The organism is Bartonella sp. AP58NXGY, from assembly GCF_042195785.1.
Lineage (GTDB): Bacteria > Pseudomonadota > Alphaproteobacteria > Rhizobiales > Rhizobiaceae > Bartonella.
Genome location: NZ_JBHIOY010000004.1, coordinates 148,418 through 161,623, shown reverse-complemented (window position 1 = coordinate 161,623; position 13,206 = coordinate 148,418). Strand labels below are relative to the sequence as shown.

The following is a 13,206-nucleotide window of genomic DNA, read 5'->3' as shown; positions in this document are numbered from 1 at the left end:
CTGTCAAAACTTATTTCCGACATCATCAGATTCTCCAGCAACACTACGGATGTTCTCAAAAAAGTCAAGAGCTGATTAATTTTCTCATAAGTTGGACAAACACCAAAATGGCATATAAACCGAAAAAAACAGCCATGGCTATTGAAAAACCGAAGGGTTTAAAGATATCCATGGATTTTCCGATAAAGGTCGGTCCGATGAGCATACCAATTCCATAACAAAAAATAAAAGCAGAATTAGCAGCAGCAAGTTCTTGCCCCTTGAGACGGGCTCCTAAATGTGCAAGACTAATTGTATAAAGGCTCGCTGATACACCACCCAGAAAAAACAAATCAAGCATCAGAATCCATGGATATTGAAGAATCCATGGTATTATAAAAGTTCCTATAAAACCTAGAATAGCGCAACTCATCAGTGAATAACGTCGATCTTTGGCGTAGTCGCTTATAATGCTGATAGGAATTAAGAGGAAAATATTTCCAAGTGCAAGGGTTGCCATAAAATGTGCTGCTTCATTCTCATTATAACCAATGGATAAACTAAAGGGTATTATAAGAGTTAATACGCCCATTTGAATGGACCCGTAAACAAGGACCGCCATCATTGCACTTGGAACGTGAAAAAGATAATGAAAAAATGGCATATATTGATTTTTTTGAAATTCTGGACTTAATTTCCAAGCGGTAAGAATTGGTATAGTAGCAAGTATAATAAGACTATATCCAACAGCAAAAGGAATAAATCCTTGTGTTCCCACTTTTGCTAGCAGCGTTAGACCTATTATAAACCCTAATCCTAAGACAATAGCATAAATAGAAAGGATCAAACCGCGTTTTTTGGGGGGAGCATAACTGTTGATCCAAAACTCTGACAGGATAAACATAACTGTCACGCTGAAATGTAATATAAACTTTAAAATAAACCAAATCCATATGGGATCAAAAAAATAGAATCCTAAAAAACTTAAAGATTCTATCGCCATCATAAGCAATATTGTTTGAGCGATTCCTAAGCATAAGGCAATTCGAGACGTAAAAATAGCTGCAATAATTGTGGCGATTCCACCAACTGTTCCACTATAGCCAATTGTACTGTTGGAAAGTCCTTTCTCTGCCATAAGAAGAGAGACAAGTTGTGTTCCCATTGCCAATGCTGTTCCAACAGTGCCAATGGTTGCAATAGCTGCAATAATGGCACGCAAAGAATTATTTTGAGAGTCAAAAGCTTTTTTTTTCATGAGAATGACTTAAGATACTTTTGTTTATCCGAATAATAAAAAGGTGTGCTGAAATGAAAAAAGCCCAAGCTCCCTTTTGCAGATTTTCTCACCTATTAAGTATAAAAAGCCTGCAAGATTTTTATAAAATTACTATATTTATAAAATAAATCACATATCTTTATATCCTAAATAAAACATATTTTGTACATAAAATAATATAAATACTACATATTATAGGTATTTTCTTAATTTGAAGTCATTATTATTTATATGCTTTTAAAGCGAGAAACCAGAGGTTTAATTATTTTTAATAAAGCTTTTTAGACTTTAAAATAAAAAATAATACAACGAAAATTATAAAAATGTTTTTTACTTTTTATTTTTAATTAATTTTTTCTTTTCCCATAAAAAGTATACTTTTGTTTTTTTAATTTGTGTTTATGGTAGGATGTCGGTGAAAGTTTTATTGGACGAGGTTTTGTTAACAGTTCAAAGCATAAAGCGCCAGCAAAAGGTTGTACAGTTATAAGTTTTACTTCTACAACATCACTTAACTGATAGCCTTTATGGCTACGCTGTCCTACAAGAACATGTTGTGCTTCATCAAAATGATAATAATCATTTTTAAGTGTAGAAATATGGACAAAACCATCTGTATTGAGTTTATCAAGTGAGATAAAAAGACCTGCTTTTGTAACTCCGGAAATGCGACCTGTAAAAATACGACCGATTTTATTCGTTAAATAGTGAGCAACAAGCCGATCAATCGTTTCTCTTTCAGCCATCATTGCACGGCGTTCGTATAAAGAAACTTGCGTAGCAATTTCTGCAAGATTTTGTTCTTGTGTATCTGTTAATTGATCATTTCCTAATTTGAGAGCTTTAATGAGTGCTCGATGAATAATGAGATCAGCATAACGACGGATTGGTGATGTAAAATGTGTATAGTTCTGCAAATTCAAACCAAAATGGCCACTATTTTTAGGGTTGTACTCTGCTTGTGATTGTGAACGCAAAATAACTTGATTGACTAGTTCTTGTTGTTGAGTATGAGCGACCTTTTCTAAAGTTCTATTAAGGCGCGCTGAGGTAAGTTCGCTTCCTCGGGAGAGTGGTATCCCCAAACTTTGAAGAAAGCTCCGAAGTATTTCTTGCTTAGCAAGAGAAGGTTTTTCATGAATACGATAAATGAGCGGCTGGTGATGTTGTTTTAATGTTTCAGAAGCTGCAATATTGGCTTGTATCATAAACTCTTCAATTAAACGATGCGCTTCTAATTGTGTTTCACTCACAACATCTTTTATGCATCCATTTTGATCAAGAATAATCTTTTTTTCTGCAATTTCTAATTCTAGTGGTTGTCGACGATTTCGCGCAGCTTTAAGGCATGCATAGGCTTCCCATAAGGGGCGCAAAATGCTCTCAAAAAGAGGGGCTATTTTTTCATTTATATTACCTTCAATTGCCAATTGTACTTCTTGATAAGAAAGTTTGGCTCTTACACGAATCATAGTACGATGAAAACTATGTTTTCGTTTATTACCGTTTGCATCAAAAATCATACGAACGGCTAAAGCTGGTCTTTCTTTTCCTTCACGTAGAGAACATAAATCATGAGAAAGGCGTTCAGGTAACATTGGCACAACGGTATCGGGAAAATAAACAGAATTTCCACGTTTCAATGCTTCTTTATCTAAAGCGCTTCCTGTTTTGATATAATAAGAAACATCTGCAATAGCTATAATAATAATCCAACCATCATTATTTGCTGGATCCTTATCCTTGGTTGCATAAACTGCATCATCATGGTCTTTTGCATCTGGTGGATCAATTGTAATAAAGGGTAATTGTCGCCAATCTTCGCGATTATCCATATTGGCAGCTTTGATATGTTTAACTTGCTCAAGAACGCTTTCAGGAAAAATATAAGGAATTCCTTTTGAGAGAAGAGCAATCATTGAGAGTGTTTTTTCACTCTTAATATGCCCTAAAACATTCTTTATTTTTGCGCTCTTTAATCCATAACCAGTATTTTTTTTTATTTCGACTTCAACGAGATCACCAATTTGAATCTTCATTTCTGGAGACATTTCAACAATGAGTTCATTGGTTTTGCGGTCTATAGGATCAAGGCGCCATTGATTATTTTCCAATTTTCGTACAACACCAAATGTGCTCTTTGGGGATAGTTCAATTTTACGAATAATTCGTCCCGTATAAGGATGGCTTGAGCTTTCAGAATTTTTATTTCGAAAAACTTTTACAAGAATATGATCTCCAACACCAATATTACTTCCTTTTATGTGATGAAAAGAGTGTATTTCAATATTGGGCTTTGGAGAATCTTCCCATTCAAGAGGTTGTGCAATAAAACTTCCATCTTTATCACGTCCGCTAATTTTTACTAAAGAAACAGGGGGTAATTTTCCTTTGTTGATTGCTCTTTTGTGGTGTTTAGATATGAGATTTTGATCCTTTAACTCACGTAACATATCTCTAAGCAAAATACGAGAATCGCCTTTTAAGTTAAAAGCTTTAGCGATTTCTCGTTTACTTGAGTGGTTAGGATTCTCAATTATAAAGGAAAGGATTGCTTCCTTATTGGGAAAAGTTTTTCCCTTGAATGAAGAGAGATATTTTATGTTTTTTTCACCTTTAGCCAAAATTTATGTCTCTTTTATTTTTGCTTTTGTTTTAGAAGAAGCTCTTTTTGAAGTTGTTTTTTTACTCGATGCTTTAGCCGATATAAGTTCTAGTGCCTCTGGAAGTGTTACATTAATGGGATCTTTATCTTTTGGCAATGTTGCATTAATTTTACCCCAATTGACATAAGGACCATAACGCCCGTTGCGTACGGTAATGGTTCCTCCTTCAGGATGCTCTCCTAATGTTGCCAATGCTTCAGGTGTTGTTCTGCTTTGCCTGGTTTTGTTTTCTTGTTGTTCTGCCAATACTGTAACAGCGCGATTGATACCAATATCAAAAACTTCATCTGCATGAAGAAGGCGCGCAGATTTTCCGTTATGGCTAAGATAGGGACCATATCGTCCAATCGTAGCCGTGATTGTTTTTCCGGTTTCAGGATGAATGCCAATTTCACGGGGAAGGGATAGTAAAGCCAAGGCTTTATCAAGGGTTACATTTTCTGCCTGCCATTCTTTTGGTAGTCCTGCACGCTTAACTTCTTTGCTTTCACCAAGTTGAATATAGGGACCAAACCGGCCTTTGCGAAGAGAGATATCTTTTCCTGTTTCAGGGTCAATACCAAGTATAACAGGTTCATCATTGCGTACAGCTTCATTCTCTTCTCCAGTATCTGTACCAAGTTGGCGTGTGTATTTACATTCGGGATAATTGGAACAGCCAACAAAAGCACCATAACGACCGAGTTTTAATGATAATTGACCACTTTTACAAAGAGGACAGGAACGCACATCACTTCCATCTTCGCGTTCAGGAAAGGCGAGAGGTGCTAATGTTACATTTAAAACATCAAGGACATTGGTTATACGGAGTTCTTGGATATTGCTAATAGATGCATTAAATCCATCCCAAAAATCTCGCAATACGTCTTTCCAAGAAAGTTTGCCATCAGAGATAAGATCCAGCTTTTCTTCAAGATCTGCTGTGAAACCATATTCTACATAGCGATTAAAAAAATTTTCAAGAAAGGCTGTAACAATACGTCCCTTAGCATCGGGAATAAGCTTTCGTTTATCAATGACAATATATCCACGGTCACACAATGTCGCCAATGTGGATGCATAAGTTGAAGGACGACCAATTCCTAACTCCTCAAGCTTTTTAATTAATGAAGCTTCAGAATAACGAGAGGGGGGCTCTGTGGTATGTTGTACAGATTCAACTTTCTCTTTTGTAAGTGATTCACCAGTGTTTATTTGTGGTAAACGTGTTGATTCATTTTCTTCATTATTTTCTTCGTTTTGTTGATCTGTATAGACAGAAATAAAACCGTCAAAGCGAACAACAGAACCTGTTGCCCGTAGATTTGCACGATTTTCTCCTTGTTGTGCTTCAATTTCAACAGTTGTACGCTCAATTTCAGCGGAACGCATTTGGCTAGCAATAGCGCGCTTCCATATCAGTTCATAGAGTTTTGCCTGATCACTATCAAGAAAATTGCGGACTTGGTTAGGGGTACGTTGAAAATCTGTTGGGCGGATAGCTTCATGTGCTTCCTGTGCATTTTTTGCCTTTGTTGAATAAAAACGTGGTTTTTCAGGAATATAGTCATTTCCAAAAGATTCAAGAATAACTTTTCGTGCTGCATCAATGGCTTCTGGTGCTATTTGCACACCATCAGTACGCATATAAGTAATAAGTCCTGCCGTTTCACCGTTAATTTCAATCCCTTCATAAAGCTTTTGGGCAATTTGCATAGTGCGAGAAGCTGAAAAGCCTAATTTTGAAGAAGCCGCTTGTTGTAGTGTAGAGGTTGTAAACGGAGGAAAAGGATTTCTCTTTGTGGGTTTTGCTTCAACACTGAGTGTATGATATTGGGCTTTCTCCAACATAAAACGAATTTGATCTGCTTGTTCTTGAGATTGAATATCAAGCTTGCCAATCTTGCTTTGATTAAACATCGTCAACCTTGCTTGAAAACTATCATTTCGGATAGTTTTTAACTGTGTTGTAATTGTCCAATAATCTTCTTTAATGAAATGTTCTATTTCTGATTCACGATCACAAATGATACGCAAAGCAACCGATTGAACGCGACCAGCCGAACGTGCACCAGGAAGCTTACGCCATAAAACAGGTGAAAGTGTAAAACCAACGAGATAATCAAGAGCACGACGTGCAAGATAAGCATCTACAAGTGATGTATCAATATCACGTGGATTGTTCATAGCATCAAGCACAGACTTTTTGGTAATAGCATTGAAGACAACTCTTTTAATAGGTTTATCTTTTAAAACTTTTTTTTGACGAAGAACATCTAGAATATGCCATGAAATAGCTTCCCCTTCACGATCAGGGTCTGTTGCTAAGATAAGGCTATCGGCTTCTTTAACGGCTTTTGCTATTTCATTTAAACGTTTAGCGGCGGCAGAATCTACATCCCATTTCATAAAAAAATCCTGATCCGGTAAAACGGAACCATCTTTTGCAGGCAAATCACGAACATGTCCAAATGATGCAACAACTTTGTATTGAGACCCAAGATATTTATTAATTGTTTTTGCTTTTGCTGGAGATTCAACGATAACGATATTCATAATTCTACCCAAATATTGAAATAAAAATTTTTTTTATAAACGCCTTTCACACGAATAGCTAATGGCAATTGCTTAAGAGCACATAAAAAAATATTAGCCATATAAAAAACATGAATATTGTACAACTTGTGATTGTTATTATTAGAATACACCCTATATAGAATTACACGATTTATTTTCCACTGTTATTACAAAAACATACGGCGAAATACTAAGATAACGTCTATTGAGAAGTAGGAGGGGAAATGCTCAAGGATAGAGGATTATGTTTATAAATCATTTAAAAGTTATCCAATATATTACAGACATGTCAAAGCAAATGAATCAGATGGCGCGTCAAGCGCATAGTCCGCTTTTAGCTTTGCTTTTGGATATGGTTGCCAAAGAAGGGCAAAGCATTATTAATAGTGCTGAGGCTCTTGGTGAAGATCAAAATTCGACAATGACACACAACCACCAGAGTGTCGAATAAGCTTTCCAGCAAGTTCGAGTTCTACCAATAAAAGGTAGAGTGTTGGGAGTGAGACACCTGAATGGGTACTCAGTGTGTCTAAGTCGATTGGCGTTGTTGAAAGAGCGGAAAGGACGGCTGCACGTTCTGTGTCATCTCCTGTTAAAGAGATCTTGTTGTTTTTTTCGTCTGCTGAACTAAAATTCTCCTTTTCAAGTTGTAAAGAGGGTGATTCCTCAAAAAAATTGAGTTGGGAATTTGGAAGCGGTGGAACTAATGGCATAAGTGTTTCTATGATGTCAGAAGGATGTGTGGTGAGCAGAGCGCCATCCTTGATCAGGTTGTTTGTACCAACAGATCTTGGATCTAGTGGAGAACCGGGAATGGCAAAAATCAACCGCCCCATTTCAACTGCTTGACGTGCAGTAATTAAGGACCCTGAGCGCAGTGCGGCCTCTATAACCAAGAGGCCGAGTGACAAAGCTGCAATAATACGGTTTCTTCTTGGAAAATCAATAGCTCGAGGTTTCCATGAGATGGGCATTTCGCTGATAATGGCTCCACCGTTGGCAATAATATCTTCATGCAACTTTTTATTTTCAGGAGGATAAACATGATCAATTCCGCCAGCCATGACTGCAACGGTCCCTGTTTTTAAACTGGCTTGATGCGCAATGCTATCAATTCCACGAGCGAGCCCAGAAATTGTTACAAAATCGGCTTCTCCAAGAAAATGTGCAAATTGAAATGCAAGCTTTTTGCCAGCAGCAGAGGCATTTCGAGATCCTATGATTCCAATAGAAGTTTTTTGAAAAACCGAAACATTGCCTTTTATAGCAATAAGCGGTGGGGATGCTTCTGTAACCCTAAGAAAGGCTGGGTAATCTGGTTCTCCTATACCGATAAACCGAATACCTAATCTTTCAGCTTCTTGTATTTCTTTTTCTGCATCTTCTAAACTTGCTATTTTAATAGATGCAGAACCACCCCCTTTTCTACTAAGCTCAGGAAGTGCGGCCAAAGCATTTTCTGCTGTTTTATAATGATCAATGAGATTGCGAAAACTGACAGCTCCAATATTTTCACTACGAAATAACCGTAACCAGCTTAGACGTTGACGATCAGTAAGTAGGATTCCTTTATTTATCTCCGTTTTTCGTACCAATCTTACTTTCTTCCCCAATGAGTAATCTACCGATATTTGCATAATGTTTTATGAAAACAAATATGCTCATCATAATCAGCATACAACAGAAATAAGAATCAGAAAAATAAAAAACAAATACCGGCGTGATACTAACAGCAACAAGGGCAGATAATGAAGAATAACGCATAAGGAGAAAAAACGCACTCCATACAATAATGAAAATAATTGCTGCGGGCCAGTAAAACCCCAAGCAAACACCTAGATAGGTAGCAACACCTTTGCCACCTTTAAATTTAAGCCATACGGGAAAAAGATGTCCTAAGAAAGCAAAAAAACCCGCTAGAGAAATAAGGATAGTATTATCTAGCGGATCACTCAAAAACTTTATAACGAAAACAACAACTGTCCCTTTTAATATATCACAAAGAAGTGTCAGGGCTGCAACTTTTTTATTTCCTGTTCGTAAAACATTCGTCGCTCCAATATTGCCGGAACCGATAGTTCTTACATCGCCAAGTTTGGCCAATCTCGTAAAAATAAGACCAAAGGGAATCGAGCCAATGAGATACGATATTAGGAAAATAAACCATGGAATCGATTGAAAAAATATCTCTGTTTCATTCATTAAGAATCTCATTAAATTTGTTGATTAAGTTTAAAAATCGATTTCCCTTTCACAAAGGTCTGGAGCACGCGCCCTTGAAAACGTGCATTTTCAAAAGGTGTATTTTTTGAACGCGAATAGAACTTCTCTGTAGAAGCAACCCATGGTTCTTCAAGATCAACCACAATAAGATCCGCACGAGCCCCTTTTTTAAGTGTTCCTGCATTGAGTCCAAAGAGTTTTGCAGGCATCGTTGATAAAAGTTCAGTTATCCGTAAAAGAGATAGACTTTCATCATGATAAAGGCGTAAGGTTGCACTCAATAAGGTCTCCATACCAATAGCGCCAACTGGCGCGTCATTAAAGGGGAGATATTTTGTATCTTTACCCTGCGGATCATGGGAAGAGACAATAATATCTATAGTACCATCCTTTACCGCTTCAATCATTGCTATTCGGTCTTCTTCTATACGTAATGGAGGCATGAAGCGAAAAGAAGTGTGATATTGGCCAATGTCATTTTCGTTGAGAGATAAGTGATTAATAGATACACCAGCTGAAATTTTCTCACTGCGTTTTTTGCCTAAACGAAGTGCGTCAGCAGAGAGTGCTGTCGATATTTGGGCGGCATGATAGCGTGTTTGCGTTAATGCTGCTAATCGCAGATCTCTTTCAAGTGGGATGACTTCTGCTTCCCGCGGGATGCCAGAAAGACCAAGCCAACTGGCGAGCAGTCCTTCATTCATTACGCCTTTCTCTGTAAGATCTTTATCTTGCGTTTCATGCATCAATGGAACATCAAAATCGCGTGCATAACTCATTGCCCGTCGCATAACAGATGAATTTTGAAGTGTTTTTTTTCCTTCACTAAAAGCAACAGCCCCTGCATCCTTGAGCAAACCAAATTCGGTTATTTCTTGTCCGTTGAAACCTTGTGTGATGGCAGCAACGGGATAAATATTGACCGATGACATTTCCTGTGCTGTACGCGTAATAAATTTAACGAGTGCTACATTATCAATGACTGGGTGCGTGTCTGGCATCATCAGAAAGGAAGTAACACCACCTGCTGCGGCCGCTTGACTTGCAGATGCAATTGTTTCACGATGTTCATTTCCTGGTTCTCCAACAAAAACGCACGCATCTACAAGTCCAGGCAGAATCGCTTTGTTTTGTGCATTAATAACTTCTGCCCCTTCAGGGATTCCTTGATTCAGAGCTTCTTTCCCAGCAGCTATAATCAGTCCATTTTCAACAATAACTGTACCAATTTCATCGATTGCACGCGAAGGATCAACAATACGAGCCTTTTGAAAAACAATTGGTTTTATCATTTTTTTTCTCCACTGATTTTCAAGCGTGAATCTAATAAAGCCTCCATGACAGCCATACGCACAGCAATTCCCATTTCTACTTGTGTATGAATCATACTTTGTGGTCCATCTGCTACATCAGATGCAATCTCCACACCACGGTTTATTGGGCCAGGATGCAGAATAATGCAATCGCCTTTAGCATAGGCTAAATTTTCTTTATGTAAGCCAAAATAATGAAAATATTCACGCGTGGAAGGAATAAAAGAGCCTGTCATCCGTTCATGCTGTAAGCGTAACATCATGATAACGTCAGCACCTTTAAGGCCTTCTTTCATTGTGTTAAAAACCTCAACACTCATATGAGCAATTTCTGTAGGTAAGAGTGTTGAAGGTGCAACAACACGTACATGAGCACCTAAAGCATTAAGGCTAAGAATATTAGAACGCGCAACACGTGAGTGCAAAATATCTCCGCAAATTGCAACAGTTAATCCTTCAATATGACCTTTTGCTCTTTTAATGGTGAGAGCATCTAATAAAGCTTGAGTTGGATGTTCATGAGCACCATCACCAGCATTAATGACACAACAATCAACTTTTTGCGCTAATAAGGCTGCTGCTCCCGCACTACTATGGCGAAAAACCAGTATATCTGGCTTCATCGCGTTGAGCGTTGTGGCTGTATCAAGCAATGTTTCTCCTTTTGTTACAGATGAGTTACCAATCGCAACACTCATCACATCTGCTCCCAACCTTTTACCTGCTAATTCAAAAGAAGATTGTGTTCGCGTAGAGGCTTCAAAAAAAAGATTAATTTGAGTCCGTCCGCGCAAAATAGGTTTTGTTTTATCAATTTTGTTAGAAAGGATAACATTTGCTTCTGCACGATCAAGCAATGTATTAAGATCTTGTACACTTAGATCTTTAATAGCTAAAAGATGTTGATGAGGGAAAAGTGGAAAAAAATTATCTTGAATCATAGCATTCTTCTTTATCTCTCTCTAAACAGATTAAACAAGCATTTGTTTGAATATGATAAATGTTTCTTAACTCTAAAAAGACAAATAGTCTATGATATGAATGATTTGAATAGTGGAATATACCTATGAGTGCTGTATCTGCGCAAAATGCTCGTCGAAAAAATACCTTTCTTAGCGACACGCTTATGTTTCGTATCGCCTCTAGCTTGCCTAAGTTTTTATTAGCAAGCTTTGAAGAAATAGGAGATTTTGCAGCGAGTAGAGAAGCTTGGAAGCTTTCCTGCTTAGCGAATCATTATAAGCCTTTACTGTATTATAACGATGAATGGGGGAAGCCAACAGAGAAATTAGAAATACATTCTTCCTATCAAGCTCTTCAACAATATTCTAGACAAGCGGGTTTGGTTACCTCTCTTTGGGAAAATAAAAGCTCAGAAAATGGGGTACGCTATCAAGCACGTGCGATTCGTTTAGCTTTATCTGCTGGTTTAGAAACAGGACATTTAAATGAGGTTATTATAACAAGTGCAGCAATTGCTGTCTTAATTAGTGATATTGAGCTCTTCAAAAAATGGCAAAATGTCCTTTTATCACGCCAATATGATTCCTCATCAAAGCCTATTCATCATAAAAAGTCCGCTTCTTTGACTTGTGCATTTGATGATATTGAAAAAGGCGCTTTCAATTTTCCAAGTGTTAAGAAAATTTCTTTCGATGAAAATATGGAACGTGATCTGTATCGTTTAAATGTTGTAAAAACCAATGTTATTAATCCTACAGCTGATGGATACCTTGTTAGTGCAGATTTAAATGGTCATTTAAGTTGTTTTTTCGTTCCACGCATACAAGACAATGGTGCATTAAATGGATTTATATCGATTCGTCATTTAATTCAGCGTTCCGGAGAACTCTTAACGCCAGAAGGAGTTGTTGATTTTCAAGGCAGTTATGGCTGGCTTTTGGGAAACGCTGGAGAAGGACTAAAAGTTATTAAAGACATCGAAACGATGATGCGTTTCGATCAATCTGTCATATCGGCAGGTGTTTTGCGAGCAGCCCTTCAGTTTGGCATAGATTTTTTCCGGAAAAAAATGCCAAATCAGCCTTTACCACCACTGACAGAACGTATTTTTGCAGATATTGCATTAGATATTGCTGCTTCACAAGCATTGATTTTACGTTTAGCGCGAGCATTTGACAATGCAGCAAATGATCGTTCTGAAGCAGCTTTTGCCCGCATTATGACACCTATTATTGCTTATCATGTAAGTCAATTGGTTGTGCCTATTATTGGTGAAATTATTGCACAACTTGGTATTGAAAGCTTTATAGAGAATAATCCATTATCGCAAATGTTGCATAATGGGCCTGCGCGGATTGTGAGAAATAGTTCTGCTAATCAATTGGTAAAAGATGCTATTCTTATTGCTGAAAAAGCACCGGGATTGTTTCAGAAATTGTTAGAAAAAATTGCTCTTGATATTGGACCAGCAGGACCCCGAGCAATTGAAATTATTAAGTCTGCAGGTGATATGGCATCAGCAAATGAGGGAGCTGGAAGATTTTTTGTTGAACAAGTAGCCTATGCAGCAGCTGCCGCCTCCTTATGTTCGACAGACATAGAACATGTTGCAAATGCCTATATGGAAAGCCGTCTTGGAGGACAATGGAGAGCTTCTTATGGGATGCTTATTGCACGATATAATGCAGGGCATTTGCTCAATGTCCTCTATCCTTCCATATGATGAAAGTTTTTAATTCTATCGAGAGCACCTTGCAATATAAAAGCAGCGGCTGCCGAATCAATTCTACTTGCTCTTTTAGCGCGCGATACATTCATTTCCAGAAGAGCACGTTCTGCGGCAATTGTTGATAAGCGTTCGTCCCAAAAAACAAATGGAATTTTTGTATAAGCTTTCATATTACTCACAAAAGCTCTGGTTGCTTGAACACGAGAGCCGCTGCTTCCATTCATGTTAAGAGGTAAGCCAATGATGATAACACCTACATTTTCATGATCAAAAATTTTAATAAGTGTGCGAGCATCTTCTGTAAATTTTTTTCGCTGCAATACAGGACGTGGATTTGAGACAACGAGCCTCATATCAGAAATCGCAATTCCAATCGTTTTTGTACCCAAATCTAAAGCTGCTACTGTTTGTCCAGGCAAAAGATGTGTCATAACTTCATCTATATTAATAACAGTCATAAAGGTATAATACGTTTTTTAATGTTTCAGATCTATAGTT

General features: G+C 37.5%; 10 protein-coding genes. 2 read left to right on the top strand and 8 right to left on the bottom strand.

Annotation, left to right across the window (positions count from 1 at the left end; genetic code table 11):
- Positions 1-64: 64 nt before the first annotated feature.
- The 3 genes from ACFINC_RS04450 to topA all read right to left on the bottom strand — a co-directional run bounded on the left by ACFINC_RS04450 (position 65) and on the right by topA (position 6,459).
- Complete coding sequence (locus ACFINC_RS04450; protein WP_375616274.1) at positions 65-1,237, bottom strand: MFS transporter; 1,173 nt, start codon at positions 1,235-1,237, stop codon at positions 65-67.
- A 368-nt stretch (positions 1,238-1,605) separates the two neighbouring features.
- The gene (gene rnr, locus ACFINC_RS04445; RefSeq protein ID WP_375616273.1) at positions 1,606-3,882 is read right to left on the bottom strand and encodes a ribonuclease R; all 2,277 of its coding nucleotides are present in this window, start codon (positions 3,880-3,882) and stop codon (positions 1,606-1,608) included.
- Between the two features lie 3 nt (positions 3,883-3,885).
- Positions 3,886-6,459 carry a type I DNA topoisomerase gene (gene topA / locus ACFINC_RS04440; protein WP_375616272.1) on the bottom strand — a complete coding sequence of 858 codons (2,574 nt, stop codon included), beginning with the start codon at positions 6,457-6,459 and terminating at the stop codon, positions 3,886-3,888.
- 265 nt (positions 6,460-6,724) lie between these two features.
- Between topA and ACFINC_RS04435 the strand changes: the two genes are divergently transcribed.
- Entirely contained in the window at positions 6,725-6,931 is a 207-nt protein-coding gene (locus ACFINC_RS04435; protein WP_007347924.1) for a hypothetical protein, read from the top strand.
- Here the strand turns inward: ACFINC_RS04435 and dprA are convergent.
- The 4 genes from dprA to ACFINC_RS04415 are packed head-to-tail and all read right to left on the bottom strand — an operon-like array spanning position 6,861 to position 10,957.
- Positions 6,861-8,075, bottom strand: a complete 1,215-nt coding sequence (gene dprA / locus ACFINC_RS04430) for a DNA-processing protein DprA (protein ID WP_375616271.1) — start codon at positions 8,073-8,075, stop codon at positions 6,861-6,863. The two genes, ACFINC_RS04435 and dprA, sit on opposite strands and share 71 nt — an antisense overlap.
- A complete protein-coding gene (gene plsY, locus ACFINC_RS04425; RefSeq protein ID WP_375616270.1) occupies positions 8,050-8,682 on the bottom strand; it encodes a glycerol-3-phosphate 1-O-acyltransferase PlsY in 633 nt (210 codons plus the stop codon). The genes dprA and plsY overlap by 26 nt, the downstream gene beginning before the upstream one ends.
- A gap of 11 nt (positions 8,683-8,693) precedes the next feature.
- The gene (locus ACFINC_RS04420) at positions 8,694-9,995 is read right to left on the bottom strand and encodes a dihydroorotase (RefSeq protein WP_375616269.1); all 1,302 of its coding nucleotides are present in this window, start codon (positions 9,993-9,995) and stop codon (positions 8,694-8,696) included.
- The gene (locus ACFINC_RS04415; RefSeq protein WP_375616268.1) at positions 9,992-10,957 is read right to left on the bottom strand and encodes an aspartate carbamoyltransferase catalytic subunit; all 966 of its coding nucleotides are present in this window, start codon (positions 10,955-10,957) and stop codon (positions 9,992-9,994) included. The genes ACFINC_RS04420 and ACFINC_RS04415 overlap by 4 nt, the downstream gene beginning before the upstream one ends.
- Positions 10,958-11,082: 125 nt before the next feature.
- Between ACFINC_RS04415 and ACFINC_RS04410 the strand changes: the two genes are divergently transcribed.
- Positions 11,083-12,702: an acyl-CoA dehydrogenase family protein gene (locus ACFINC_RS04410; protein WP_375616267.1), complete on the top strand. Its 1,620-nt coding sequence runs from the start codon at positions 11,083-11,085 to the stop codon at positions 12,700-12,702.
- Here ACFINC_RS04410 and ruvX read toward each other — a convergent pair.
- Positions 12,687-13,166 carry a Holliday junction resolvase RuvX gene (gene ruvX, locus ACFINC_RS04405; protein ID WP_375616266.1) on the bottom strand — a complete coding sequence of 160 codons (480 nt, stop codon included), beginning with the start codon at positions 13,164-13,166 and terminating at the stop codon, positions 12,687-12,689. The genes ACFINC_RS04410 and ruvX overlap by 16 nt on opposite strands.
- Positions 13,167-13,206 lie beyond the last annotated feature (40 nt).

Coding starts and splice junctions, on each gene's coding strand:
- plsY (WP_375616270.1), bottom strand. CDS start 8,682: ATGAATGAAACAGAGATATTTTTTCAATCGATTCCATGGTTTATTTTC.
- ruvX (WP_375616266.1), bottom strand. CDS start 13,166: ATGACTGTTATTAATATAGATGAAGTTATGACACATCTTTTGCCTGGA.
- ACFINC_RS04410 (WP_375616267.1), top strand. CDS start 11,083: ATGAGTGCTGTATCTGCGCAAAATGCTCGTCGAAAAAATACCTTTCTT.
- ACFINC_RS04450 (WP_375616274.1), bottom strand. CDS start 1,237: ATGAAAAAAAAAGCTTTTGACTCTCAAAATAATTCTTTGCGTGCCATT.
- ACFINC_RS04435 (WP_007347924.1), top strand. CDS start 6,725: ATGTTTATAAATCATTTAAAAGTTATCCAATATATTACAGACATGTCA.
- ACFINC_RS04420 (WP_375616269.1), bottom strand. CDS start 9,995: ATGATAAAACCAATTGTTTTTCAAAAGGCTCGTATTGTTGATCCTTCG.
- topA (WP_375616272.1), bottom strand. CDS start 6,459: ATGAATATCGTTATCGTTGAATCTCCAGCAAAAGCAAAAACAATTAAT.
- ACFINC_RS04415 (WP_375616268.1), bottom strand. CDS start 10,957: ATGATTCAAGATAATTTTTTTCCACTTTTCCCTCATCAACATCTTTTA.